Annotated in this window: 19 protein-coding genes; 6 read left to right on the forward strand and 13 right to left on the reverse strand. The window is 41.8% G+C overall.

Annotated features, from left to right (window positions below):
* Positions 1 to 112 precede the first annotated feature (112 nt).
* Both AK825_RS08930 and AK825_RS08935 read left to right on the forward strand, forming a co-directional pair.
* Complete coding sequence (locus tag AK825_RS08930; RefSeq protein ID WP_068036408.1) at positions 113 to 868, forward strand: hypothetical protein; 756 nt, start codon at positions 113 to 115, stop codon at positions 866 to 868.
* A gap of 184 nt (positions 869 to 1052) precedes the next feature.
* Positions 1053 to 1661: a DedA family protein gene (locus AK825_RS08935; RefSeq protein WP_068036410.1), complete on the forward strand. Its 609-nt coding sequence runs from the start codon at positions 1053 to 1055 to the stop codon at positions 1659 to 1661.
* Between the two features lie 174 nt (positions 1662 to 1835).
* Here the strand turns inward: AK825_RS08935 and AK825_RS08940 are convergent, their stop codons facing one another.
* Positions 1836 to 2888 (reverse strand): TRAP transporter substrate-binding protein, encoded by a 1053-nt coding sequence (locus AK825_RS08940; protein ID WP_068036413.1) that lies wholly within the window; start codon positions 2886 to 2888, stop codon positions 1836 to 1838.
* Between the two features lie 472 nt (positions 2889 to 3360).
* Between AK825_RS08940 and AK825_RS08945 the strand changes: the two genes are divergently transcribed.
* From AK825_RS08945 to AK825_RS14985, 4 genes are all read left to right on the forward strand, one after another.
* On the forward strand, positions 3361 to 4524 hold the full coding sequence (locus tag AK825_RS08945) for an iron-containing alcohol dehydrogenase (protein WP_068036415.1): 1164 nt from the start codon (positions 3361 to 3363) through the stop codon (positions 4522 to 4524).
* Positions 4525 to 4599: 75 nt separating this feature from the next.
* Positions 4600 to 5499 (forward strand): SMP-30/gluconolactonase/LRE family protein, encoded by a 900-nt coding sequence (locus tag AK825_RS08950; protein WP_068036417.1) that lies wholly within the window; start codon positions 4600 to 4602, stop codon positions 5497 to 5499.
* Between the two features lie 362 nt (positions 5500 to 5861).
* Positions 5862 to 7169 (forward strand): lytic murein transglycosylase, encoded by a 1308-nt coding sequence (locus tag AK825_RS08955; RefSeq protein ID WP_068036419.1) that lies wholly within the window; start codon positions 5862 to 5864, stop codon positions 7167 to 7169.
* 287 nt (positions 7170 to 7456) lie between these two features.
* Positions 7457 to 7666: a hypothetical protein gene (locus AK825_RS14985; RefSeq protein WP_068036423.1), complete on the forward strand. Its 210-nt coding sequence runs from the start codon at positions 7457 to 7459 to the stop codon at positions 7664 to 7666.
* Here the strand turns inward: AK825_RS14985 and AK825_RS08965 are convergent.
* From AK825_RS08965 to tssF, 12 genes are all read right to left on the reverse strand, one after another.
* The gene (locus AK825_RS08965) at positions 7663 to 8091 is read right to left on the reverse strand and encodes a hypothetical protein (protein WP_068036425.1); all 429 of its coding nucleotides are present in this window, start codon (positions 8089 to 8091) and stop codon (positions 7663 to 7665) included. The two genes, AK825_RS14985 and AK825_RS08965, sit on opposite strands and share 4 nt — an antisense overlap.
* A 21-nt stretch (positions 8092 to 8112) precedes the next feature.
* Complete coding sequence (locus AK825_RS08970; protein WP_068036433.1) at positions 8113 to 8721, reverse strand: hypothetical protein; 609 nt, start codon at positions 8719 to 8721, stop codon at positions 8113 to 8115.
* A 39-nt stretch (positions 8722 to 8760) separates the two neighbouring features.
* A complete protein-coding gene (locus tag AK825_RS08975) occupies positions 8761 to 9216 on the reverse strand; it encodes a hypothetical protein (protein WP_068036434.1) in 456 nt (151 codons plus the stop codon).
* Between the two features lie 407 nt (positions 9217 to 9623).
* Positions 9624 to 10052: a hypothetical protein gene (locus AK825_RS08980; protein ID WP_068036436.1), complete on the reverse strand. Its 429-nt coding sequence runs from the start codon at positions 10050 to 10052 to the stop codon at positions 9624 to 9626.
* Between the two features lie 215 nt (positions 10053 to 10267).
* Positions 10268 to 11137 carry a hypothetical protein gene (locus AK825_RS08985; protein WP_068036438.1) on the reverse strand — a complete coding sequence of 290 codons (870 nt, stop codon included), beginning with the start codon at positions 11135 to 11137 and terminating at the stop codon, positions 10268 to 10270.
* Between the two features lie 19 nt (positions 11138 to 11156).
* Positions 11157 to 11582, reverse strand: a complete 426-nt coding sequence (locus tag AK825_RS08990) for a hypothetical protein (protein ID WP_068036440.1) — start codon at positions 11580 to 11582, stop codon at positions 11157 to 11159.
* An 11-nt stretch (positions 11583 to 11593) separates the two neighbouring features.
* Positions 11594 to 13021 carry a hypothetical protein gene (locus AK825_RS08995; protein ID WP_068036442.1) on the reverse strand — a complete coding sequence of 476 codons (1428 nt, stop codon included), beginning with the start codon at positions 13019 to 13021 and terminating at the stop codon, positions 11594 to 11596.
* A 2-nt stretch (positions 13022 to 13023) separates the two neighbouring features.
* Positions 13024 to 15978 (reverse strand): contractile injection system protein, VgrG/Pvc8 family, encoded by a 2955-nt coding sequence (locus tag AK825_RS09000; RefSeq protein ID WP_068036444.1) that lies wholly within the window; start codon positions 15976 to 15978, stop codon positions 13024 to 13026.
* Positions 15979 to 16111: 133 nt separating this feature from the next.
* The gene (tssA, locus tag AK825_RS09005) at positions 16112 to 17266 is read right to left on the reverse strand and encodes a type VI secretion system protein TssA (protein WP_068036446.1); all 1155 of its coding nucleotides are present in this window, start codon (positions 17264 to 17266) and stop codon (positions 16112 to 16114) included.
* Positions 17266 to 20310, reverse strand: a complete 3045-nt coding sequence (gene tssH / locus AK825_RS09010; protein ID WP_068036448.1) for a type VI secretion system ATPase TssH — start codon at positions 20308 to 20310, stop codon at positions 17266 to 17268. The genes tssA and tssH overlap by 1 nt, the downstream gene beginning before the upstream one ends.
* Positions 20311 to 20471: 161 nt before the next feature.
* Positions 20472 to 21497: a type VI secretion system baseplate subunit TssG gene (tssG, locus tag AK825_RS09015; protein ID WP_068036450.1), complete on the reverse strand. Its 1026-nt coding sequence runs from the start codon at positions 21495 to 21497 to the stop codon at positions 20472 to 20474.
* Entirely contained in the window at positions 21461 to 23284 is a 1824-nt protein-coding gene (gene tssF / locus AK825_RS09020) for a type VI secretion system baseplate subunit TssF (RefSeq protein WP_068036452.1), read from the reverse strand. The genes tssG and tssF overlap by 37 nt, the downstream gene beginning before the upstream one ends.
* Positions 23285 to 23331 lie beyond the last annotated feature (47 nt).

The raw sequence follows: 23331 nt of genomic DNA on the forward strand, positions 1-23331 counted from the left end.
TAGGATAACAGTATCAAATACATAGCAAATGTTTAGTAATGTTCTCTAGCCTTATATGAATTTAAGGGTTAGATAAACCTTATTAAAAAACTTTGGACAAGGACGCTCTATCATGACTCAACTTAACAATACTAAAAACATTTATGGTAACTTAAAAGTAAGCAGTATCAAGTCATTAGTAGTAGGCGCATCTATTGCTGCATTACTCGCCAGCTCAGGCTGTGCGACAAGCTCACTATTAGAAAGTGATAGTCGTGTTACCACGAAGACTGTCAAACAGGTGTTATCTCAAGATCAAATCATTGCCTTTGGTCGGCCAGCGATTACGTTACCTGATATGCCAGCCAGTAGTATGGTTATTGTCGGTGAAAAAAACAGCTACGTCCTGAGTCAAGGCGGTAGAGAGATGGTGACCTTACTGACTAACTTAACGCCAAAAAACATCCAAGTCGAAAACGATATGGCCTTTAATGTGCCCAGTAATGATGGCTATTTCCAAGGTGATATGAAGCTGTCTTATGCTAAGTTAAAAGATGAATTCAATCGCTCTGATTATCAGTTTTTTCTACAAAATGGTGGTCAAGACTGCACTTCAGCTAGCGACCAACGTATCAATGCTCAACGCTTCTGCTTTACAGTACCTGTTAAAGGGGCAATCTATCCACAAGTGACCAATCTAAGCATGATTCAGTCAAAATATCAGGCATTGACCAAACCATATACGGTAACTTTTTATAGTCAGTCACAGCAAAGTGAGGTTACGCGCAGTGGAAAAAGTGGCGCAGAAAAGCTTATTTTACTGCCCTTTGCCGTTGCATTTGACGTGATTACCTTTCCGGTTCAGCTGCTTGAAAGTGTTGCAAATTAGCAAAATATTATTGCAGGTTAAAAACTTGTATTAGAATTGAAAAAGCACCCATCGATGGGTGCTTTTTTATTGTATTTTTTTCCCCTACCCATTTTTATGTTCACTAGCATTGTTTTGCGAAGTGCAGGCGAGTAGTATTTGTTATAAACCCTACTCTTCAGCAATTATTCAATGAGCGGTCATAATGAATCAAATTAGCGAGTGGATACTGGCTATCATGGCAAAGTTTGGTTACCTTGGTATTATATTTGCTATGTTCGCCGAAAACGTTTTTCCACCTATACCTTCTGAACTCATTATGCCAGCAGCAGGTTTTGCCGCATCAAGAGGTGATTTGAATTTAATATTAGTCATATTAGCCGGAACGTTTGGCGCTATGCTAGGTGCATTGCCGTTATATTATCTAGGGAGCATATTCGATAAAGAACGCTTGATGACACTAACAGAGAAATACGGCAAATATGTGTTTGTAAAGCCTGAGGATATATCAGCTACGAATGATTGGTTTGATAACCACGGTAAAAAAGCAGTATTTTTTGGAAGAATGGTACCCGGTATTCGCTCGTTTATCTCGATTCCCGCCGGCATGAATAAAATGCCGCTATTATCTTTTTTAGCCTTAACTGCATTAGGGTCTAGCATCTGGACAACTGTATTAACGCTTGCGGGTTATTATTTTGGTGAAAACTATCAGGTGGTTGAAACTACGCTAGCACCTTACTCCAAGATTTTTGGCGCATTGGCTTTAATTATTATCGTTGGTTGGTTTATAAAACGGCGACTATCTGATTAAATTCCTGAGTCCTATGGTTAATTTTGATATGTATGCAATCAATTCTAGAAAAACAAATAATACCCCTGCAGGATTGGATAAAAAAATGATTATGTATTACCTAGTTATTTTGAATAGCAGCTCACCCCATTTATGATTTTCAAACAGAAATGGGAGAAGCATGCATTATGATTATTAGACTTTACAAGCGATGCTGGCAGCTTTGGCTTTTTCATAAACACCATCAGCATCCAAACCTAAGGCATTGACATCATCAAGATATTTCTGTGTACCTTTTTCAAGAGGCCCTTTCCAGTCTGGATCGTTGAGTGGATCTAGAATATCAATAACCTCGTCACCTTTATCTCGAGCTGCTTGTAATTGTACCGAATAAGTCTTATCCCACATGGCACCTACTTTCTTGCTAAGTGTCATACCTGAGTTGTCATCGATAACTTGTTTCAAATCTTCTGGCAAGCCTTCATATTTATCTTTATTCATGGTTACCATTAACGCGGAACTATAAAATGGCATATTAGTATGATATTTCGTCAGCTCATCAAGCTTAAAAGTTGCCATAGCTTCCCATGGAAAGCTCAACCCATCAACGACACCGCGCTGTAGAGAAGTATATATATCATTAGCAGGTAGTCCTACAGGAGAAGCACCCATACTTTCAATAATGTCACCCGCCACTGCTGAAGGCCTACGAATGCGCATACCTCTCATATCTTCAGGCGTTTTTATTAATTTATTCGTGCTATGTAAAGTCCCAGGTCCTGTCGCAAACATGAACAATAAGTGCGAGTCCTCGTATTCACTAGCAATAGTACCATTGTCATAAAGCGTCTGTAACATACAGCCTGTCTGCGTAGACGAATTAGACAAACCTGGAAGCTCTGCGATTTGAGACAGTGGGAATCGACCGCTGGTATAACCTTGTACTTGGGAGCCGATGTCAATCGTTCCTTTTACTGCAGACTCATAAGCGGTATCTACTTTACTAATCGTTGCTGAAGGATAGACTTCGACCTTGAGACGTCCGTTAGAATCTGCTTCGATTTTTTTGGCCCATGGTTCAAATATCTGCTCGTTGATATCGGAGGTCGATGGATAAAAGTGTGAAAAACGTAGAATGGTAGTTTCCTGAGATGAGGCCGCGTCACTACTGCTATCAGACTGGTTAGAACAACCAAGTAGGCTGACAGCTGCAAGCGCCGTTATAGATAATAGAGGGGCAAGTTTCACTATTAATTCCTTTTGATAGTGATTGAAAATAAGAGGTTGTTTTCTTGATTGGCTAGATAGTTGCGAGCTTGTCGATTCAGATTTTTTGCAGCATATATGCTATTCATTGATAAATAAGCTTCTATAGAATTCAGAAGAATTATCACTAATGCTAAATTAAAAAGCTATTTAAAATGGAAAACACTATTTGAAATTAGCAGCTATAATGGTAGCTGTCAAATCATTTTATGACGTGTTTATACAGGTATTATTAATAATCATATACTCAGTAAGCTCATTCTTATTACAAACTTTACGCATTAAAAATAATGATAAAAGTCTGATACATTAGATAAGTAGCACCATAAAATCTTATTATAAGTTCATACTAGAAAACTTATAAGTAAGGAACTTATGTATACAGAACCATGAATACTACATTACAATTAGTGCTGCTTTATATATGGACATACCTCTACACAAGGAAGAACACATGACAGGGATTGAGTTTTATACCAATGGTCATATCATTAGCGAAGCTGACAGTATGCGCCAAAAGCTCGGCGCGTTGGCCAAGCAGTACTCTGCAACATCGGCTATTATTGTTACGGATGCTGGCATCACTCAGCTAGGCTATGTCGATATTGCTCAGCAATCGTTGCAAGAAGCTGGCATACAAGTAGTTGTCTTCGATGCCGTTGTAGCCGACCCGCCTGTTCAAGTCGTCAATGACGCTATCAAAATTGCTAGAGACAACAAGTGTAATCTGGTTATTGGTTTAGGTGGTGGAAGCTCTATCGATACTGCAAAAATTGTCGCTTTATATCCAAACGAATTTGAGTCTGTGAATGATATTTTGGATAAAGATGTCAGTGGTTTTAACAAGCTACCTCTGTTTGCGATACCGACCACCGCTGGTACTGGTGCAGAATCCACCTTTGTATCAGTCATCACGGCAAAAGATGGCAGCAAGAAAGCGATTTATACCCCAAAAATCCTACCCGATGTTGCCATTTTAGATGCGACGCTGACCCTTAAGCTACCTCGCCACATTACTGCTGCAACAGCACTTGATGCCATGGTGCATTGTGTTGAAGCTTATACCAGCCGTACGAAAAAAAACCCCATCTCAGACGCATTAGCGCTTAAAGGCTTGCAGATGCTCTGGAGTAATTTCGAAAAAGTATTAAATCAAGGCGATGATATCGATGCCCGGGCCGATATGCTACTAGGCTCCACGCTGGCTGGTATTGCTTTCGTCAATTCTTCCGTAGCCGCTGTACATGGACTCTCCTACCCACTTAGTATCAACTTTCATATTCCACATGGACATGCCAATGCTCTTGTCATGTGCGGCGTCTTTACCTTTAACTTATCAGCAGCAGCACCTCTGTATGCAGAGCTGGCTCGTGCCGTCATGCCTGCTCAAATATCTGGTATGAATGATTTCGACGCGGCCAGCCAGTTCATCAATCAATTGCGAGGTTTTTTAGAGATGAGCGACCTTAAATACCGTTTGAGTGAATTAGATATTACAGACCAAGATATCCCTGCTTTAGCGGACATAGTGACGAATACTTATGCCAGACTGATTGCAACCAATCCTAAGGATATGACGTTAGATGAAGTTACAACGATATATAAGGAGATACTCTAAAAGAAAAACTGTCATTATTTAAAATAATTGTACTGATTTATCAAGGAAGATAACCACTAATCAAGGGAAATAATTATGTCGGAATATGAGTTAGACGTTGTCGTTGATGACTTTCATTATTTAGAAGGCCCTCGCTGGTATAAAAACGCTTTATGGTTCGTCGATTTTTATACGCAAGGGGTTTACCGCGTTAATGAGCAAGGCGTGGCAGAAAAAATCGTCCATATTGAACAGCAACCTTCTGGTTTAGGTTGGTTGCCTGACGGTCGTATGCTGGTAGTATCGATGAAAGACCGTAAAGTCTTACGCTTAGAAGACAATGGCGAATTAGTCGTGCACGCTGACATTTGGGAGCATTGCGGTGGACATGCTAACGATATGGTGGTCGCCCCCAATGGCAATGCTTACGTCGGTAATTTTGGCTTTGACTTGATGGGTGGCGCTGATCATGAACATGCAGGACTGGTACTAGTTAGACCGGATGGCAGCTCACAAGTCGTTGCAGAAGGGCTGTCTTTTCCCAATGGCATGGTGATATCAGCTGATGAAAAGACCTTAATCGTCAACGAGCTATTTGGCAATAAAATCTCACAATTCGATATCAATGCAGATGGGACACTTGGCGAAAAACGTGACTTTGCAAGCTTTGGCGAATTGGGTGATGAACCAAACCTTGGTGTGCGCATAGGAAACGCCAAAATTCTACCAGATGGCCTTGCATTAGATAGCGAGGGCGCTGTTTGGATTGCAGATACTTTGAACCAGCGTGCTATGCGTATTAGCGAGGGCGGTGAAATCTTAGAAACTGTAGATACTGCACCTGATGGCATTTTTGCTGTTGCCCTTGGTGGACAAGATGGCAAAACACTATTTATGTGTGCTGCACCTGACTGGGATGAGGCATCACGTAAAGCTGAGACCAAAGGTCGTATGCTATCTACGCAAGTCAAAGTTGGTCATGCTGGTACGCCATAATATCGAATAAATTTTATCTAGAAATGTAAGAATCATAGTATCTCTTAGCTTTTGACAATCCTTATGTACCACAAATGCAGCGACGTAATGGCGCTGCATTTCTACGTCTATCCTTTAACAAACCTAATGCCATACTTAAAAATAAAACTAGCCTGATAGTATTTTGTTTCTAATTAACTGTTTTTAAATCAGTAATAACCGTATTTATACCATCGACTTTATCATTATTTATTGCTACAGTAATTTTTCGTTGTTGGTTCATAACAGCACTTAGCACAGATACTTTATGACCTCAAACTTGTTTTAAATTTGACCTATTTTTCTACTACTGTTTTAGTACTTACTGATATTCGAGACCTTTTATGATGTTAAAAAAGCAATATGCTATCCTACTGCCTATATTAGTAGCAGCTGGTTGTGCCACTCAGCCGACAATGCAGCAATCGAGCAAACCTGTACGTCAGGGCAACGTTGAGATGACTCAGACTCAAACTATCAAAGTAAAACCTGCCCCTGTCATTATTCAACAACAGACTGTCATCACGCCCAAACCTAGCTATCGCAGTTTTTCAGATTGGAAGTCGGACTTCTCTATGCGTGCTATGTCTGCCGGATATAGCTCATCCGATGTCCAGCGCTTACTTAGCTCGGCCTACTTAAACGAGCAAGTTATTTCACTTGATTCAGGTCAGCCTGAGTTTTCTAAAATGCCATGGGAGTATGCAGACTCTGCGGCGTCAGATGCTCGTATCGCAACTGGTAAACGTAAATTTGCAGAGCAGCGCTCGTATTTATCAAGTTTAGAATCCCAATATGGTGTTGATGCAGAGATAATTGCCGCAATTTGGGGTATGGAATCATCTTACGGAGCGGTCACTGGCAACAGCTATCTACCAAGCGCACTTGCAAGTCTTGCCTATGATGGGCGCCGCCAAGAGTTTGCTGAAACTCAATTACTGTCACTCATGCAGCTATTACAACGTGGCGATGTATCTTGGTCTCAGCTTGAAGGCTCTTGGGCAGGTGGTATGGGACAGACGCAGTTCATCCCTGATACTTGGGTAAAACATGGTGTCGATGGCGACAGTAATGGTCATCGCAATCCGTGGTCAACAGCCGACGCGTTGGCATCAACTGCCAACTATCTAAGCAACTCAGGCTGGGTACGTGGGCTAGCGCCATTCTACGAAGTAACCTTGCCAGCATCTTTTGATTACTCTACGGTCAGCACCAAGCAGCCCGCTGCTAGATGGGCAGCCCTTGGTCTTGATACCATTGATGATGTAAATTTAGATGCCAATACGCAGATGGAGCTTTGGCTACCTGCTGGCAAAGATGGCCCAGCGCTACTGCTTAGCCCTAACTTTGATGTAATAAAAGTCTATAACAACTCATCAAACTATGCATTGGGCGTCAGCTTATTAGGTAATGCAATCGTTGGAAAAAGTGGTCTACGCAAGTCATGGCCGCGTTATGAGCGTCCACTATCGACCTCACAAGTGACCCGTTTGCAACAGCGCTTAACCAGTGCAGGCTACGATACCAAAGGCACTGATGGGATTATCGGTACCAATACTCGTAAGGCATTTCAGAGCTGGCAGGCTAACAATGGACAAACGCCAGATGGCTTTATCAGTCAGAACAGCGCATCGTCATTGACTTCATGGTGAGGCTATTTTAAATCAACTATTAACAATATATGGCTCGATATAGTCGACCTATTAATAAAATAAAGGGAGTGACGGTATTAGATACTGTCACTCCCTTTTTAATACTTAATCTATATATATTTGACCACATATCCTAAACTAAGACTTTCAGACTCGATATCTACCTAGTCACCATCACAACGAAGCAGAAAAACCAAGTTAAAGGTACAGCTTGTAATTAAAACATTGTCTAAAATTGTGACTTCGTTAGCCATTGTAAGCTACCACTACATACCGATAATGATGGGATGGGTGATGTCGCCCACAATGAAATCGATAAGTACGTGCTGTCCATGACGCAGTGGATGGGTCTGTCCCATGTGGTCGGCGACGAGGTGACTGGCGATGGGTATCCAGTGGGTGCTGTCGCTGCTTTGTTCAGTGCTGTCATCACTCTGCCAATGGTATCTGATATGGGCACGATGGTTGCGGTCAATACCTTACACTTTTCATCCTAAGCAATCACTACCATTACATACAATATAGACCCAGTAAACCACGTCGCATTAACAGCAACGCCTGAATACCATTTCAGCTTTACCGTTTGGTTTTCGTTTACAAAGGCGGCTTGACGCTCTGCTGTGACAGGTAAGATATTATATGGGTTGTTTTCTCCATCCCACATGAGTCTACGTTGTACCTCAGGATGCAAAGCAGGATTGGCACTGGATTGATAAATATTGCCCTCTGCTAGGTCTAAGTAGCTAACCGTACAGGCTCGCAACCAACCCATAACCGTCACTTCATGGCGTAGTCCTGTTAAGCCTTTATTCTTTTTTTCTTGGGCGATATCAGCACAGGCAAGGAGCGAGGTACTGATATCGGTTGGACAGGCGTGAGCATACCGAGGATCAATTGCCAATTCATCCGCTGGACGTTCCATATAGGTGTGGATAAATGTCCACTAGTCATAAGGGTTTAGTTGCATGTCTTCAAAGTTAATAGATAAGCTTGGCTCTCCTGTTGATTCATCGATGACGTGCAGATTCAGTACTTCATATACTAAACCTTCATTACGCCTCACGGAGGCGGTAATATCCCTATAGTTAATTAAATGAAAAATAGGCTCTTGCTTACGGCTATGCTCATAGTAGGCAATCTGCTGGGTCTGTTTCAATAATATAATTTTATGGTAACGTGATTTTTTGACTTTAAGTTGCTTTAAAGTTAAAAAAGGTGCAGTAAAAAAACTGATAAAAATAGCTACTAGACATATAACTGCATAAAGATAGTAAATTAATACTCCTTCCTTAATTACTGCATTAAACATAGCATAAATAAGAAAGAGTAACTGACCAAACAACCACGCTGAGCTATATGATGCTAATAAAACTAAATTTTGAATAAAGTTAATACTGGGATGAAATAATAAATAATCTGGATTCACCTTATGAATAAGTGTACTTATTCTATCAATACTGGCTTTTTTTTCTTGAAAATTACCAATCTCTCCTTCATAGGGGCGACTGATTATTTTACCAACAGGAGGTGTAGAAGGAACGGGCAATATCATAGTAGCATTCAACTCAAATGTATTGTTTCATCAGATTCTTTAGTATTTATTATTGTCTAAATAACTTACATCTTTTAGAGGATATAACGGATTGCGACTGGTATCAGGCGTATAAGTTACAATCACTTTTGCGTTATTGATACTATGCGGTTCAAACTTTAATAGCCGAGTATCAATAATATACTGATCGTCTGCCTCCCCTTTAGTCACTACAGGCATTAACTTTTCGATAGCTAATGATACGATATTACTAGCAGAGGGCTTGCCACTAGCAGAATAATAGAATGTCGCTTTATATAAGTTTTGTGCACTACCACTTCTATTAGCGACAACTTCTATGGTCAGTTGACTTGCTTTGTCCCAATTGCCAATAACAACCTTACTTTCAAATAAGGTAAGATGCTCTCGTACACTGCCAAAGACTGGCGGCAGCCTTATCTCACTGTTTGAGTCTGTTTTATGCTCTATAGGCACATTACCTTGAAAGGTTTGCAAACGATTATTGGCTAAAAATAAGGTAGATGCGGTGATAAAGCCGCTAATGTCTTACTCCAAATTATTGAAAGGCAACGTTGTCTGAAACCGATTTATTAGATAATAGTCTTTTGTTATTAGTAATTGATAAGGCATGAATTATCTTAATCGTCCAACGATGCTATGGTCGTTGTATCTGCTGTTTTGGTTGATGAGTCGTCCCATAGGGTCATGGGTGTAGACGCTGTCAAGCACGCCTTGTTGTCTGAACACTTCTTGATGGAGTTTGTTACGCTCACTGTGGCGTATCTCTATATGCTTGGATCATGTAGGCTTTGGTTATATAGATGACCTGAGCCGTAATACAACTGATTGATGATTTTGCCATCAGTGAAAGTTAATGAACTGGTACTTTCACAAGTTCTCTATTAACTGCCTGCTCTTTTTGCTAAAAACATAAAAAGCATACTACCAAAGAACCAGAATAAGGCCAGCCCTAAAGATATAACATTTAGCACTAACCATTGATAATGATCCTTGATCAGTAAAAGTGTATTTTTTTCGTCTAAGCTATTGTGCATGATACTAGTACCATTTTTGAACATGGGAAAGTATCCTTTTCTTTTATATATGAAGTGATATTGAATAAATATAGGAGTTGCGATGAAAGTCATAAATAACATTTCATACATATTCAATTTTCCTTTATAATAATTTTCATTACCGTAAAGATACTTACATAAATGTTTTAAATTATTCTGGGTGTAACGAATAACTAGTTGCTGTGAAATCATCCATAAAATCATACCTACTACAAAAATAAGAGTGCCAATATCTGCTAATAAGTCATAAGTCATAATAGATTATTCACCTTATCTCCAATATGTCTAACTACTTACCTCTCTCTTCAACCATGTAAAAAAGAAAACTCCGAACATCCAAAACAAACCAAAAAATAAAGATAAAACATTTAAAACTAGCCATTTATAATGTTTCTTAACTAATAAGAGAACATTTTTATTTTGAACTGACTATATATCAAAGGTAGCAACTAGACCAATCCCGATAGGACCTAAACCATTAGCTGACTTGCATTCCCGCGCAGCTCCAAACTACCTGCTAACAGCATCATTAGCCCTGCGACTGCTTTGCTACCTTCTACCAGTTTGTCTTCTTGAGACTTGGCTTGAAAGAATGCACTGACTAAAAAGACACAAGCGACCGTTTGTAGCATCGCTCCAAAATAATTAGTTCTGACGGCCTGATCTATTCGTCGATTGGTTATATCTTCAAAACGTTTATAGTCTTTGTAACCTTGATCGTATAATTCAGGTGTAGTATAGATAGAACGGTCAATAGCCTGCTTCAATATATTCTTGTCCGCATAATTTCTATTGCTACTTTGATAGACATTCATTCCTGCTCTAAGCTGATTTTTTTCTATGTAATAGATAAAGTTTTGATTAATAGGTTTGTTAAGTCTAGCCACCTCTCCTGAAGTTTTAAGGGCTTGATCAACGCTTTCTCTTATTCTAGTAGGCAAGCTTCCTGCGATATGCATGATACCGTTCATCAACGCTTTTCGTGCATCTGCATAGCTGCCTTGTCCTTTGACTATAATCAGCGCCTTTTCGTGAAAATAGCCAAATAGGTATTCTTTTTGGGACAACATGAGTCCAGATAGAGTTTGCCCTGTACGATAGTTTTTTATAAAGGGCAGTGCAAGCTGTTCTGCTAGGCTAACTGTTGCCCCTACTTGCCCAGCGATAGCATCGTATTTACCAAATATCGCAGCCGAGCCAGTATACAATAGCCCTGACCATGAGTTGGTCATAACTTCACTCGTCGTTAATCCTGAGGTAATAAGTGCAAGACTGTCAATATGATTGACGACCTCATCTTGATTAAACGCTAAAGCACGTGCTAGATATAGCCACTGCACTCTAAAAAGAATACAAGCGCTACTGGGATGCGCTTTGCGTAGCTAACCAAATAAACAAACCGCTACCTACAAACCAAAAAGCCATAAGAACAAAAGTAAAAAACGAACCCATAAGTAGCTTGTTATGTTTTTGGTACATCTTAAGCGCACTCTTGTCATTAATTAAAGGATACCAAGCCAATTGTGGTATTTTAAACGAATCATATTTTTTATATTTTAGGTGGTAGTTCATGTAAATGCCTGCCATTGCAATGATAAAAAAATGTATGTCATAACCGTCCAATTTTTTATCATAATATTTTTTGTCCGAATATAAGATATGAGCAATATCTTTCTTATGTCTTCTAAAATAAATAACGCATAATTGATACGTTATCATCCAAGTAATCATTCCACCTATACCAACAGCTATTGCAAGCCATCTAAAAATTTCTTGATAGTTCAATACAAGTGCTCCTATTGATAGATTAAATCAGCTAACTCTGCACCACCTACACCACCCCAATAGCCACCTGCGAGTCCCGCTCCAGCAGCCACTACGCCAACTACTAGAAATCCGATACCTCCTGTACCTATACCGAATGCTGTAGCTGCTAGCATCACTCCACCTGATGCAAGACCTGCACCTCCTAAGCTACCTTCAAGCTTCAAAGTTTCTTTAATGATTGTTTTTTGAGTATAACTGCTATCTCCTGTAGCATACGCCTCACTTACATTCATAGTTGCATCGGCAACGCTGACAGCTACAAGTAAGTTACCTCCTACTTTTGTAAATTTATCGACTTTTCCCATATTTCTGAAGTTTTTTGCGTATGCTTTAATTCCTCCCTTATATGTAGGAGAACGTGCGTATACGTTTTTCTTTATTTGCTGTCTTAACTTGCCTGTTTGTATACCAGAATTAAACTTAAAGTAACTTTGTGAAAATGAATTATCGAAATTTTTAAATAAGTTAGCGTATTTTCTCTTAAATAACTTAAAGTTTTTAGGATTAGAAAATTTAGTCTTATTTGACTTTTCATACTCCATGGCTTCGACTATTTTTGCGTATGCTTCCGTTACTTTTTTATTACTAACTTCGTTGAATGTTACTATCCCTTGAGAAGTACCTGCAGCGATAGCTGCATAGTTGACACTATTTGAAGGTAGTTCAGAACTATTAGGTTTTTCTGTTAAAGCTACATATTTTGAATTCAACAATACATCATGTAAGAAGTCTATATTTCTTGCAAATCTTTCGCTCTCAAATCCAAACTCTGTCTTTACTCTATCAAACTCAACTTTGGCTTCTTTAGCTTCTTGCTTAATCTTTTGTAGTTCAGAATTATTACTATTTGCAGTATTAGACAATATGACAAAGTCACCAGGCTGTAAGCTAAGCACTGGCGTGCTAGTCAAATGAGGATTATTGGCTCGAAATATATTTTCTTCTTTGTTCGTTGGCTCATACTTATATATTTTTCTAAGAAATTCTTTAACCGAATAATGCTCTTCAATTATTATCCATCCAACCTCAGTAGTGTCGAGTAACACTTTCTTAATCGTATTTGGATCTTTTTTAGTCCCTGCAATCATTGTTTTCAGTTCATATTTACGAAACACGCCTTTGCTTTTGTTAGGCTTAGCAGAGAGGTTTTTGACTAGCTGACCGTTAACCTTGATATGATAGTTAATTTTTTGAATGTCACCTTTAGGCAATTGACGCTCGATAGTTTTACCTTGATTGTTAAAATTCTGATCAATGTATCGCTTTGTCTTTATCCCTGTTGTTCTTTGATAAGTCGCTTCTCCAGATTTATACTGAATTACTAGATCATAGCGGAATTTTTGTATATCTACGGTAGAAGGCACTGCAAAAATAAGCCCTGTATATTTAGCTACCATAATTACTCTGCCTCCTCTACGCTATCGTCGTCTAAATCAATTTCTTCATGGACAATGGCATGCAATTCATAGTCTTTCGATGCATCATCAACAATTAGATTTAACTTACCTTCAAAATCAGTAGTATGTATCTCGGTTGAACCATCAGGTTTAATTAGCATACATTTGGTAAAGGGAAGTGGATTATCATCTTGGTCATGTACGATATAGCGAAGATAGTAATCCAGGTTCTCAGGCAGTTTTGCCGTCGGCAGATGCACAGCAGGAGACCCTGTACCACCCCCCTTCCCCCAACTCACCTTACCCGCTTTATACCCCACTTGCTTCGGTGTGATGAAAGTTACCTTACCACCTAACATCTCAATACCACTACCTGCTGCTTTTAGGGTCAGCGTATCAGGTGCGATAATCTCGATATTGTCGCGACTATGGATACGCAATATCTGCTCACTATCAAGGCGCATCTCGTCTTGGTGTGCTTGAATGGTCACATCACCATGGGCAGCGGTATGGGTTTGCGCTTTGTTTGCGTAATAGTGAATATCGCCAGCGACTAATTGGTTCATCTGGGTTTGACTATGATAATGGGTGTTATCAGTCGCATGACTATGCGTGCTCGATGTGCTGGTCTGCTGGCTGTGTTGTCCGCTGAGCATCGCTAGATGGCGCTGGGAGTCGATGAGCACGTTAGGCTGTTGCCATTGTCCTGCTTCGCTTAGCGCACTGTCACTGGTGTCTTTGCTAAATTCGGCAAATGGGGTTTGGCTGTCTTCGTTACTGCCGCTTTGATTACTGCCTGCTTTGTTGCTTTTCTTATTGTTTGTGCTCTCTATCCCGACTGGTTGATGAGCCTCAGTCAGCTGCTTGTAGGCCTGCTGGTGCTGATCCGCGGTTTGTAGTTTGCTATGACTGTTATGGCTCATGTGAGAGTTTGATGAGGGATCTGACTGCCTGCTACTGATATGAATGCCGGTGCTGCCTTGGACGTTGGCAGCGGCTTCAGTTTCGATACTGATGCCTTGTCCTCTTGCTTGACCACGAGTATGGTCGCTGTGTTGATACAGGTGACCAATGGTAAGACTGGATTGATAGCTGCTGCTGTAGAGGTTAATCTGCGGACTGTCAGGATGGGCGTCAAACATCAGCTGGTTGTAGCCGTTGCTGAGATGGTCTTTGGTGGCGTCTCCTGTGCGGCTGGAGTCGATGCTTTGGGTTTTGATGCCGTCGATGGGATGGGCATGGCTTGAGTTGATGAACCAAGCAGGACTGGTGGCGTCGATGAAGTCTGTGTCACTGGCAATGCGGTTGTGCTGGGCGTTATCGTTGCCTTGGCCGTTGTGGGTGCTGCCAATAATGATGGGATGGGTGATGTCACCACCGATAAAGTCAATGAGGACGTGCTGCCCATGACGTAGCGGATGAGTCTGTCCCATGTGGTCGGCGACGAGATGACTGGCGATGGGTATCCAATGGGCGCTGTCGTTGCTATTGTCGCTGCTTTGTTCAGTGCTGTCTTCACGCTGCCAATGGTATCTGATATGGGCGCGATGGTTGCGGTCATGAGTAATGGCGCTGCTATCGGTGTCTATGATGCTGGCGCTCATGAGTCCTGTGAGACTCGGATGCGATGCGCCAAGCTCGCTTAGCTGCTCACCAAAGGGGATATGGTGATGATGCGGAAATGGCAGATAGCAAGCCGTGATGTGGTGGACGTTTTCATTGTTATTATTGATGTCATCGGTTTGCTGGCGCTTTAGATTTGGGTTGGGCTGTAGGGTTAAGGGGTCAAAGGGTGCTACGCCGAGCCAGTCTGCGGGTATGTGATTGTTAATACTATGATGAATGGAGACTAGGCACAGAGGCTCTGTGAGATACGGGTTGCCACTGATGAAATGGGCGCTTGGTAGACTCAGATGGCGAATATTGCCGGTTAGGCTGCCAAGGTTGGCATGCTGCTGCGCGTTCTGCTGATAGCGGGTGGCAAGCGCAGTTAGTCCGTCGTCATTTAGGTAGCTATGACTGTGCAGGAAGCGGCTATGGCTGCTTGGGCTGTCTGTATTTATGGGTTGCTCGTTGGTGCTGCTGCCGGTATAGGTGCCTACTAATCGGTTGTCATAGCGATGTATGGCGCTATGCTGGGTATGCTGTGCAATACAGGGACGAATGGCAGTGATGCGGTCTTGTCTATCGGCGAGACTGGTGGGGTTTTGACTAAGGATACTTTGGATATCGTTATGATCTGGACGTAAGGCTTCACTGTCGTGTGGTAGTAGCACTAAGGTGTGTTTGTCTGCCTCATGACGGTAGTAACCGGTGATGCCGTATAGAGTGAGATATTGGGTTAAGTAGGCCAGATCGGTTTGGTTATATTGGACGCTGTGCTGTATATGGTAATCGCTGGCGCTACTTAAGCGCTCGTCTATCTCCACATCCATATCGTACGAGCTTATGATTTGAGTGATCAGCTCACTGAGACTGAGGTGGTGATGACGGCGGTTATGACTGTTTAGGCGTAGTTGGCTAAGAGCAGGTTCGCAGATGATGCGGTAGGCGGCCATACCGCTGTTGCTGCAAAGGGCGATGACTTCGGTGATGATGCCGTGGCGAATTTGACTCGGCAGTAGAGTGTCACCTGTGTGCCAATGGATGGCGAGACTTTGGCCTATCCAGTCTTTGGTATCCAGTCCTGCTTGTGGATGCAGTAAGGTGATGCTAATACGATAACCACAATAGAGGGCAAACTGGCGCTGCTGATAGGACTGCGCTCGTTGGTCATGATGATAGGGACTTGGATAGACATCAGGTGTGGGCATTAAAGCAGGCTGATCCCAAACGCTTTCAGGCAGTACCATGCCAAGCAGGCTTTCGATGAGGTCCGCTTGCTGAATAAGACTGGTAGCAATATCAGGATGGGCACTAGTAAGTTGCACGTGCCGCTTTGTTTGAGTCCATACCATGAAGTGCCCTTCTCTCTAAGTCCAAGGTTTAAATTTTAAAATTACAAGGTTTAAATATTTTGTATAGACTACAAGTCAACCGACAGCCCAAATCCAATTAATATTCCAACCAACTGTCCAATTAACAAACGAATCAATAGCTATCATTAGATGACTCACGTTTGGGCTGGATACCAATCATGTCCGACAGTGTGGATAACTGATCTTCGTTCTTAATGATATGAGCCAACCATTGGTCCAGTGGCATATCTGCCCAATCAATAGCCCGACCGAGTAAAAATGTCACTGGACTATGCGGCTCATTGGTTGCAAAGTAGTCTTGGATTTGCCCTAATAGTTTGAGTGCTTGCCGACGGTTGCTTTGATGATCGCGGTTGGTAGGATTAAAGCTTGTTGACGTGACGTTTGTTGAAGCGGGCGGCTGCCCACCAATCTTTGATGTCACATCCTCATCACTATTATCATAGACATTCGCATCATTTATACTCTCTTGAATAGTCTTATCTGCATTACCAAATTGTTCAGGTATCAACGGTTGCAAATGTTGTTTGAGCGCAACTAATAAATCAGTCACTGGTGCGAAGACCGGAGCATCCATACCCATTAGATTGTTAAGCTGATCAGTTAAGGCCTGCCATTGAGTAGTTATATTACTAAGTTCAGTCATTAATGATTGTTGCCAAGACTCGCTACTGTTCTTAATAGCTTGGTTATAATCACTAAGTGTTAATTGATTACTGGCTTCACTATCTGGATTTTGCTGACGCTGTTTATCATGGTCACGAGCGGTCAAATAGTAATTATAATTATGATTGCCAGTCTTAGTATCAGAGAGCGATAGTCGCTTGAGATCATCTGTTAAAGCTTTGACGAACCACGATAGCAAACCTGCTCTGATATCCATACTATCGTCTTCACCATCTAGTGGTGGATACATGGTGAGCCAATACTCATCATTTAATTCCTGTAGCAAGCGTAGCCCATGACTAATGCCTGCTAGATGATCGGTATGACTGAGCGCATCGACATACCATAGTGCTAGCTTCATATCTTTACTGGTATTAGTCAGCAACTCGGTACATTGAGTTTTCACAAAGTCCCAATCAGCGACTTTGAGTTCAGTGACCCAGTTACCTTGCGCCAGCAGTGGATCATCTTCTTGACGAGCAGCAACGATAGCATCGATGCGTGGGTCAAAGGTCAGGTCTTCACCGACACCTTGATGACTATCCGCAATAGGCGCTATAAGAGTTTTTATGCTGGGTAACGAAGAATGGTCAACACTCATTATGATAAATCCTCTTCAGTAATCTTTTTGGTTGCCGTTTTTTTCGTTGGAGTCTTTTTGGTAGTAGCTTTTTTTGTAGAGGTCTTTTTACTGGCCGGCTGTTTTGCAGTTAGCTGCTTGGTTGTTACTATATTGACTTGATCTTTACTGCTACTTTTAAGCTGGCTTTTTGCATTAATATTAGTATTATTCTCAGTGTCAGAATTAGCATCAGTCTCATCTTCACTGTGTTGCGCCATTTGATTGAGAGCCACAATAGCATCGCAGTCGAGACGATAAGCAAAATCGTCATTCTCATCGACGAATACCGTAATCTTTTTCAGTACACTTTGACTATCATCATGAGCAAGTAGCTGACCTGCCAGCTGCGGTAGCAACGTATGACTGATAATAGCGTCCGCATTGCGTGCACCAGAGTCAACTTCATGACAACGCGATAAAATTAGCTCAATAACCTCAGGATCGACGATACAAGGGACGTCATAATTATCACGAATACGACCAGTGATTTTATCTAGCTTAAGGCGAATAATTTCCGCTAGCGCGTCATCAGTCAATGGATAGTAAGGTATCACCGTCAGACGGCCCAAAAATGCTGGTTTAAAGGCTTTATACAAATGCGGGTTGATTGCCTGTTTTAGGCTGTCACTGTCGGGTAAGCTAAAATCAGTAACAGTAGGATCAGTATTGATACATTGCTGCATAATAGTAGAGGAACCAATATTACTGGTCAGCAAAATAAGAGTATTCTTGAAGTCGATTAAACGCCCTTCGCTATCTTCCATTACCCCTTTATCAAACACTTGATAAAATAAATCCAAAACGTCCGGATGGGCTTTTTCCACCTCATCAAGTAATAGAACACTATAAGGTCGGCGTCTGATGGCCTCAGTCAATACGCCCCCTTCGCCATAACCAACATAGCCTGGTGGCGAGCCTTTTAAAGACGCTACACTATGAGCTTCTTGATATTCGGACAGGTTAATCGTGATTAGATTACGCTCTCCTCCATATAATACTTCAGATAGTGCCAATGCCGTTTCTGTCTTCCCAACGCCGCTTGGCCCTACTAATAAGAACACGCCCTGCGGACGATTAGGATCATCTAAGCGTGCTTTCGCTGTATGAATACGCTTGACAATAGCGGCAACAGAATGGTCTTGTCCAATGACGCGCTCTTGCAAAGTATCAGCCAAGGTCAATATGTGGTTTTTTTCGTTACCTGCCATGTCTGTTAAAGGGATACCTGTCCAATCTGAAATAATCTGTTTGATGACCTGACGATCTAGTACCGCATGTATAAGACGCTGCGTTTCTTGTACTTTTTTTAATTGCTGCTCAATATTTTGGTACTCTGCTTGTTTTTCTAAGCGCGCTTTTGCATTAAGAGTATTAGAGTCATCTAGCTCGCTATTCAACTGCTGATTGAGCGCATCAAGCTGATCGTTAAGCTGACGTTGCTCCTGCCAGCGGCTCGTCATATCAGCAATACTTTGTTGATTCGTCTGGCGCTGCTCGTCGAGTATTGCAATTTGTTGGCTAACTTTTTCTTTTTCATCAACACCGCCAATACGCTCAAGCTGCTGACTGAGATTACTAATGTGTTGCTCTAGCTGTACACCCTTGGCTTTTAGCCTATCAAGCTGATTAGGAATGGCAGTCTTTGATAAGCTTACGCGTGCAGCCGCCGTATCTAATACACTTACCGCTTTATCGGGCAGTTGTCTATCACTGATATAACGTGCTGACAACTCGACCGCAGCTTGTAGCGCATCATCGTCTATCAATATACCGAAATGCTCTTGCATCTTGGCACTCAAACCACGAATCATCGCGACCGCCGTATCGATATCAGGCTCATCTACTTTGACGACTTGGAAGCGGCGCGATAAGGCAGCGTCTTTTTCGAAGTATTTTTTGTACTCTGACCAAGTAGTAGCAGCAATCGTTCTTAACTCACCGCGAGCCAGTGCAGGCTTAAGCAAGTTTGCAGCATCATTTTGACCAGCCTGCCCGCCAGCACCAATAAGCGTATGCGCCTCATCGATGAACAAGATAATTGGGTGTAATGAGGCTTGAACTTCTTCTATGACTTGCTTTAAGCGGTTTTCAAACTCGCCTTTGACACTTGCGCCTGCTTGCAGTAGCCCCATGTCGAGACTGCGTATCGTCACGTCTTTTAATTGATCAGGTACATAACCGGCGACTATCTTTTGTGCCAAGCCTTCTACCACAGCAGTTTTACCAACGCCTGCCTCACCCGTCAAGATAGGATTGTTTTGACGACGGCGAATCAAAATATCGATCAGTTGATGAATCTCAAACTCACGCCCAATGACTGGGTCTATTTGCTCAGCACTGGCTTTGGCGGTTAGGTCATAAGTATATTTATCCAAGGCAGGTGTGGGCTGCTTGGTGGTCTGGCTAATATCTGATTGATCGTGACTGATATCAGAATCAGCACTATCAGACTTTGAACCATCAGACTTTGCACTATCAAAATTGGCATTCTCACTTAACGCAGCTTTGTCTGATTTAACTGAGCCACTACCTTCGGTACTACCGAAACATTGGCGATCATAATCGTCCTTGAGGGTAAAGCGATCGATATACTGTAGCTGCTCCGGCAAGGTCTTGAGTAGTGACTGGTAACGCTCATAAGCCAATAGAACTAATAGTATGTGACCTGAGCGAATTTCTAGCGGACTGTTTTTGTTCTCACTTTGTCCATGTAGGCTACTCGCTAACTCCCACGCATCTTCTAACAAAGCCATCAAGCCCTGACTAAATACAGGAGTTGAGCCTGTTGCCTGACTAAAACCAGTTAGTAAATCTGCTATCTCCGATAATAATAGCTGCTGATTAATCTTACTAACTTTTAATATCTGATCCACGTCATTGTTTGGTGTAGCAATAAGTTCATGTAGCAAGTGGATGGTATCGACTTCGCGATGCCCGTTATTGATACAAAGCCTAGCTGCCTGCTGCAAACACTGTCGACAGCTTGGACTTAAACGGGTAATAACAGCTTTTAGTTGGCTCATAAATCTTTTCCTTTGACATTCTCATTTGATTTAAAATTATATTTATAAACCCAATTCCAATTTTCTAACTGACTACTCTCTAACTGAATTGGCGAAGGTTGATGCTTGTCTTCCTGAGCTATAACCCTCTTCTTGTGAACCCTATTATTGTGTTATAACTTTCACTGAATAGGTAACGCATAACGGGTGTCGTCATGATGCTGAGTAGCAGGCTGCGATATTAAAAAACCACCGCGCCCTAAACCACCAAAACCATCTTCAGATAACGACAAAGGCTTAATATATTGCTTGTCCAGCTCTAGCTGCATCTCGACCGCCAAACATACACCGCACCATTTACGAATAAAATCAATGATGACTCGATACATATCGCCTGCTGGCAACAATCTGAGATAGCGCTTAGCATCCAATTGATGAAATACTATCCTAATCTTACTGTCGAACTGCACGGCACGCGCGCCGCAAAATGCTGACACACCAAGCGCTGCATACTGCCCACCAAGCGCTGTCTGTTCGGTAGCTGGTAGATCAAACCACTCAGGAACGAACTGCTGAACACTGACCGTGCTATCCAAAAAATGTGATAATATATGTGCTAATTGATCGGCAGTCAGACGTCCTGGGGCAATCATGCCAGCATAGGCAATCAAGCTGTCTATTGCCGTCAATTTCTTGGGCTGACGCGCAAGAGCTCGCAGGCTTAGTAGATAACTGTCCTTTTTATCGTTTAATTCATACTGCAACGGCAAATTATAAAACCAGCTCGCTTGGACATATAAGTCAGTCAGACGATGGTTAAACAAGTCTAAAAATGCAGGTGCCGCTTTATCTTTTGCATGATGTACTCTCGATGCTAGCTGATCGGTATACATCGCTGGTAAGACAGACATTGGGCCAGTAAGTCCGATGACCGATGGGTAAACCTCTAATTGTCTAACCTTTACTTGACTGGCATTTATTTGATTAGCATTGTCGTCCATATTGTCTTGTGCGATTAGTGACATCGACTCAATCTCGGCTTGTGGATACGCCAAAGACATTGATGCACGGTAGCGCACCTCGATAGATGCATGCCCCATACTGGCTTCATGACGAACCAAACGTAACGCCTGCAATAGATCGTAGGCTTGCGGCGTAGCGATTAGATCCGTTAAATAAGAGGACTGAGACCACTGCGTGGCTGACATCTATATATCTCCTCTTTGGTTACGGCATCACTAATCACAACTTCAACAAAACTATTTAAGCTGGCGTGATAACCAAAAACATGAGCCAGTAAATGGGCAAACTGACGGATACTAACACCAGCAAAGTTTTTTTGATTAATGCGAATATCAATCTCGGTTCCACGCACAAATCCTGGTTGTGGCAAACGTTGAATACGCCGAGCTTTAATACTGGTCGCAACAGAGACAATGCCTTCGACCAAAAGTTTATTTGAGGCTGATTGGGTAATGTCGTACAGTGATAGATACTCTTTCATCAGCTCAGCGTCTTGGGCGGCAAGTGATAGAAAGTTTAAACTAATTAGTGATATCAGTCGCCAGCGCTCTTCACCAGTGTATTCAAAACGTGCGGTTCTGGTTGGTTGCTTTAACAATGACAGACTACTAAAGCCTGTCATACCCTCACTAAACAGATCACCGCGACTTTGACCGAACACCACTTGCGCAGGTAAGTCTCTATTAGTACATAGCAAAGAAGCACTCATACTGACCGCACCTGACAAATCTTCTCGGCTCTTTTCTACAAACATAATCTGATATTCAAAACCCTGCTTAAATTCAGCCATATCCTTATCACGCTTAATATGATAATAACGACCTTCATCTTGCTGCTCATAATGATTCAGCGCATAAAATGGATGATACTCACGCTGTACTAAACGGTTATCATTTTGTTTGGACTCTATGACTTTATTGACCTCATAGATTTCATGCTGAAAGAGCGCGCGGGTATCGGGCACTAAGTCATAATAGATAGAACGATGAGTCACTTGAATTGGCTTGGCTGCTGCCTTGAATAGATTTACGACTGGCGTGCAAAATAACTTGATACTGCTTGCACTCAGCTGTTGCAGGTTTTTTAGGCGAATAGTGTTCTTTTTATCAAACTTAAAATAACAACGAATCTTAAAACCACTGCTATCAATTTTTAGTTCAGGGCAAGCATGACCAAGATTTAAGCGTAGAAAGTTAAATTTTTCTGGAAAATAAAAATATTCTTTTAATAAAGCGGAAGCAGCATTACTCACTCTGTGCGTTGGCAAAATCTGCTGCTCAGGATCGAAGCCAATAATTTCAAACGGACTGCCAACTACTTTATTAACTTGACTACCGTGGAGATGAGTTTGTCTGACATCACACCATAGCAAGTCCCACAGGCTAGTACCTTGACTGGCATCTTCATCTATATATAAATCCAGCGAGTGATCCAGTAATGTTTGATAATCAAAGCTTGGGTTAAGACCTTTAAACTTAATACTAATACAACCATTGAGCAGTCCATGCTGATTGTCATACACTTCTTGATGAGTCTCAAAACTGACAGCATCGATCTCTAGTGGTAGCAAGGTAACGTCTTGGGTTGATTGAAACTGACAAGGAGTGCCATTTATTTTTTGAGTGGAGAACGCGGTTTGTTTAGGTACTAAGACAGCCTCACTCATCGCATTGCCCTGTACACCTAGATTAAATTGAGCGATGGATACTGAAGGGAAAGGTTTAAGATAGTCGGGATACACGACTTCCAATAAAGACTCGGTAAAATCTGCGTATGAATCATCCAGCTTTTTATTAATGCGCGCACTAATCAGCGAAAAAGCCTGTATCAACCGTTCGATATGCGGATCATCTACCGTATCGTGTCCCATCAATAGCCTATTTGCTATTTTTGGATATTTTTTGGCAAACTCTTTCGACTGCTTATTGAACAAGCTAAGTTCATGCTCAAAATAAGGAAGTAGACTGTCCATGGTGCCTCAATATATTTATCGCTGCTAACTGTATAGATTGAGCGGTA

Source organism: Psychrobacter sp. P11G5 (assembly GCF_001593305.1).
Lineage (GTDB): Bacteria > Pseudomonadota > Gammaproteobacteria > Pseudomonadales > Moraxellaceae > Psychrobacter.